The 3,949-nt window shown below is 54.6% G+C and carries 3 protein-coding genes; 1 reads left to right on the forward strand and 2 read right to left on the reverse strand.

Annotation, left to right across the window (positions count from 1 at the left end):
• Window positions 1-67 precede the first annotated feature (67 nt).
• Entirely contained in the window at window positions 68-457 is a 390-nt protein-coding gene (locus tag PHD44_RS12410) for a hypothetical protein (protein WP_300192183.1), read from the forward strand.
• Between the two features lie 2,028 nt (window positions 458-2,485).
• Here PHD44_RS12410 and PHD44_RS12415 read toward each other — a convergent pair.
• The gene (locus PHD44_RS12415; protein WP_300192185.1) at window positions 2,486-2,689 is read right to left on the reverse strand and encodes a hypothetical protein; all 204 of its coding nucleotides are present in this window, start codon (window positions 2,687-2,689) and stop codon (window positions 2,486-2,488) included.
• 951 nt (window positions 2,690-3,640) lie between these two features.
• A partial coding sequence (locus PHD44_RS12420) for a hypothetical protein (protein WP_300192187.1) occupies window positions 3,641-3,949 on the reverse strand: 309 nt, incomplete at its 5' end.

Raw genomic sequence — 3,949 nt, forward strand, 5'->3', positions numbered from 1 at the left:
GTAAGACATTTATAGACGGAGTGTCATACTTTGTGTCTGACACTCGAACAGGGTGTTTGGAGGAAAAATGCTAGAGAAAAACACAGATCGTATATCCATCCGGGTTCCATCTAAGTGGAAATCGGAATTAGCACGCAGGAAAATCAAGATCGCGCCGTACGTGAGATCCGTTATTTTCCGATTACTTGAAACGAGCGATCAAGTGCTCGCGAATCGCCCCCAGACCAAGTCAAAACAGCAAGCAGCGAAATTATATAATCAATTGAATGAGTTCTTTGTACGTACAAAGTCCTCAAATTTTGACCAAAAAATGGTCGAAACACCGTTCAAAACTCCAATTTTCCGCGCGGAATACCTCCCTAAGGCCCAACCGGAAGAGCTTATCCAGCTTGCTGAGTTTTTGGGACAAGAAGAGTTTGCAGAACAGATTTTACAGGATATTTATGGTGGATTATGAAACCCGCAACGCTTGACATAAGATTTGTCCTGGTACGCAGGATCGAAAAAGTAGAAGATATCGACATGGCAATCAAGGCAATCCTGGAGCACCTGGAGAAACTGGAAAATGCCGCGCACAACCTGGAAGAGCTGCGTGCGCAAATGAGGAGGAATCTGGATGGTTAATGAGGACCGGGCAGAAAGGATGCGCGTTTGTGCTGACCGGCTCAGCCAGGCAGAACGTGAGCTTACAAATGCCAGGAAGAAGTATGCGCGCGCCCTCCGTGAGTGGGATGCTGCCTCCCAGGTAAAACTGGATGATGTTCCTCTCTAAAAAAAATTATTCTTTTTTATTTCGCGGTCTCGGTCATCGCGGTCTCGGTTGCGCTCTGGTCAACTCTCCTTAGCATATGCTGCCCATAGGATATGCCCCACCACGTAACGGCAATCGCCGTGCTGTAAGCCACTCCAAGGCCAACAATCACAGCTCCGTCCACTACTGCCTCAGCTACCACTCCGATCACCTCCAATGAGTATCCTTATTCCCGCGAGCAGGAGGGCCTGCCCGGTAATCATGCCTATAGCTAAGCCAGCCAGGAATACATTATCCATATGGCACTGCTCCTGATGGCCTGCCAAGCAACGATACAAGGAGTATAGCACCTAAGGCAAGACCGCCAATCATCATCCAGGAGGGTATGCTGGATGCGGAGATCCCCGCGCCCTGTCCCCCGGCCTGTTGCTGTGCCAGGCTGTTTAGGGCCTTGTTGATATCCGCGATCGCGCTGCTGTAATCCTGCCCTACCTGAGTAGGTGCCCCTGGTTGCTGCTGCATGCCCACTGTGGGCTGTAGCTGTGGGGCCTCCTGCCAGATTACTTGTGTTTGTGCTGATGGCTCCGGGTATTTCTGTATCTGCTGTACTGCTGGAGATACGTTCGGGCCTAGCTGTCGAGCGTATGTAGCGATCCAGTCCCGCGCATAATCGGCAGTAGAGAATACTGCCTTCACCTCCAGGGGAGGCTCTGGCCCCTGGTAAGCTGAGTTCATCCAGAACTGGCTACCAGCCTGGAGTTGCTCTACCTGCCCGGCCAGGTTGCCGGCAAACTCGCCGGTCTGCACCAGTCCAGGCCCCGGGGAAACAAGCGGGCCGTCCATCTGGATAGCCATACTCTCATTAGCCCAACATCTCCCCGTACGGGGATGGCAAAAAGTCATGTTTTGTTACCACCTCAATGTAATATCCTGCCACCAGGGGATCGGCTCAGCATCATAAGCTTCGCAGCCTAATCGCGTTCCTGGAGGGGATGCGGCGCAGAAGTCTCGCATGGTCATGCCTGCGGGTAGCCCGACATATACGGGCTGTGCCTCAGTGCCTGGTTGTACCCACGTCCAATTTGACGGGAGATAGCCGGGAGGAGTGGCCGGTATATCCGGTACTCCCCAACCATCCAGGAGGCCCCGAACAGCTGTAGCGGGGAACTGAGCTGTATAGTACACGGGCGTGAGGACGTGCTGACCTACCCAGGCCCCGGCCTCTCCAGCCGGATCCACCAGGTAACTTTTTACTGCCCATGCTCCGACAGCTACGGCCCCGGCAACCAGGGCAACAGATACCAGCGTATCCTGCCAGCTCATCAGACAAACGCCTCCCACTGAGTTGGGAGCATGCCAAGCGATGCAATCCAGGCATCGCGCCGTGCTGCCTCCCTCCATGCATCCTCATACCTGCCTGCAGCTGTGAGAGCATCAACAGATGCCCGGAAATTAGCTAGCATGGTGGTGTACCATGCTGGAGGGCCTTGTGATGCAGGAGGGCCTCCCGGCGTGCTCGATGCTGACGTTACAGGCGATGATCCGTTTCCGCACCCGCACTCGCACCCGCACTCGCACCCGCACCCGCCAGCTGAGGCCGGCGCGCTGGATGGGGCTGGAGGGCCTTGTGATGCAGGAGGGCCTCCCGGCGTGCTCGGTGCTGCTGATGCCGGTCTCGATGCCAGGTAAATTCCTAGCGCGAAGACCCCGGCAAAAAGAATGAGATCTTGATTCTCACGTTTCATCATATATCACCGTCACCACCGTAGATCGTGCAACCGATTGGTTGATGTAGAGGGGTTGCGAGGAGTTGACTTCCAGGCATCCGCGCCATACATCGGTAATCAGTTCCAGATGCTCAGCGAGCGAGTCAGGTACGCGGGAAAATCCGCCGTTGTAAATAATCGGCGTCACCTCATCTGATACCAGGGTGTGCATGAATTCCTGTGGGATTTTGCGTTTGACCCGGCACAAGTTGTGATAAATTGCGCCGATCGGGAATCCTACATCTACCAGGGCGGACTCAATCGGAGTATGGATCTCAACGTCAACCCGTACCTGTCGCAACCTGACTGCCCGATTTTGGTGTGTCCATGCATAAGCTTCGACCCCAGTTACTACGATGGTAATTATCCGGGGTTTGGTAGTGCCTACGCTCTCGTACACCGTTACGGCCATGATCTCACGCTGCCAGGGGCGCTACGACGAGCATGCGGTACGTTTTCCCTGGTGCCAGGCTTGGGAGTGATCCTACCGGCCGGCTGGGGTTCGTGGCTCCGAATGCCGAGTAATCCGCGATCGCTGCGGTGCGCATGCCGTCACTCGTAAATTCAATCGTGCCGGTCGCTGCGGTCGGAATAAAATCAATACAATCCACAACTTCGGGGACCGTAAAAAAGTTCGGGCTGTTCGCGGATGCCGGGGCGTTCCAGTCCATGAGTACGTACGAACCGGCTGCTCCTGCTGCCGGGTTGTACACGCTGAGGGTGTACCGGCGTCCACTTTGCCGGCCTCTCATGGTGAGAGTGCCTATGGTTGCTGCCATTAGATCGTACCTCCACCATTCGTGACCGGACTACCGCCAAGGAATCCGGAGCTCAGAGTGGCTCCCGCCTGCATACCGGCAAGTGTGAGTAACGTAGTGTTGTTCATCAGGTACCCCGTGGCACCGATGCCCAAGATACCGCCATATCCCGGCAGGAATTTGCTACCAACTTGGGATGCAACTCCCCCGATCAACCCCTGTATGATGGGGCCGAATTTACCGCCACCTAATCCGGATACCCGGCGGGTGACTCTCCGCACCGGAGAAGATGATCTCCTCCGGCGGGTAACTGCTGTACGACGTGCTGCCATACATCAGCGTAATTGTTTTACAACAATAAAAATTTAGATGCAACCTTGGTTTCCGCCAGGAGGCTGTTGCCCTGGTTGTGCAGGCCCATCAGCTGCGCCTAGCAGTTTTTGGAGTCCCCCACTCTCAATAAATCCCTTAGCTATCGGCAGTAATTTGGCAATTTCAGGTGGCATATCATCCTGGAACAGCTGCGATACATCGAACCCTGCGGTTTGAGCGAGTTCCTCAACCCAGGCCCCTACCTCAGGTTCATTTGATTTTCCATATCTAGTGTCAGCCGCCTTCCTCCGTATTTCCGCTATACGGGCTTTTTCTGCAAATTCCTGCAATTTAAGAGCGTT

The organism is Halothiobacillus sp., from assembly GCF_028710545.1.
Classification (GTDB): domain Bacteria; phylum Pseudomonadota; class Gammaproteobacteria; order Halothiobacillales; family Halothiobacillaceae; genus Halothiobacillus.

Bases quoted from the DNA above. Each gene is read 5' to 3' on its own strand.
- PHD44_RS12410 (WP_300192183.1), top strand. From the start codon at position 68: ATGCTAGAGAAAAACACAGATCGTATATCCATCCGGGTTCCATCTAAG.
- PHD44_RS12415 (WP_300192185.1), bottom strand. From the start codon at position 2,689: ATGCACACCCTGGTATCAGATGAGGTGACGCCGATTATTTACAACGGC.